The organism is Lactobacillus nasalidis, assembly GCF_016587775.1.
In the GTDB taxonomy this organism is placed as follows: domain Bacteria; phylum Bacillota; class Bacilli; order Lactobacillales; family Lactobacillaceae; genus Lactobacillus; species Lactobacillus nasalidis.
This window is the reverse complement of sequence record NZ_BOCG01000194.1, coordinates 1-338: the sequence shown is the minus strand read 5'-3', so window position 1 is coordinate 338 and position 338 is coordinate 1. Positions and strand designations below refer to the sequence as shown.

The following is a 338-nucleotide window of genomic DNA, read 5'->3' as shown; positions in this document are numbered from 1 at the left end:
TTCGTTCTTTCGAACTCTCTCGGTCGCTTTGCAATCGTTCATTGATCTCAATGATTCTCGGTTTTTTCTTGGAATTAAGATATTCAGTTTTCAACGTACAAACTTGGCCTCGCGGCCAATGGAGGCAAACGGGATCGAACCGATGACCTCCTGCTTGCAAAGCAGGTGCTCTCCCAGCTGAGCTATGCCCCCGTAAATATCAACTTTTAAGATGTTACTCCATCTTGCCCGAAATGTAAAGAGCAATCTTCACATTTCAATGGGCCTGGATGGACTTGAACCATCGACCTCACGCTTATCAAGCGTGCGCTCTAACCAGCTGAGCTACAGGCCCAAGT

2 tRNA genes are annotated in these 338 nt (G+C 47.0%); both read right to left on the bottom strand.

What is annotated here, in order from left to right:
- Window positions 1-119: 119 nt before the first annotated feature.
- Window positions 120-192 (bottom strand) — tRNA-Ala (locus tag lacNas_RS03455).
- A 68-nt stretch (window positions 193-260) separates the two neighbouring features.
- Window positions 261-334: transfer RNA gene (locus lacNas_RS03450), tRNA-Ile, on the bottom strand.
- Window positions 335-338 lie beyond the last annotated feature (4 nt).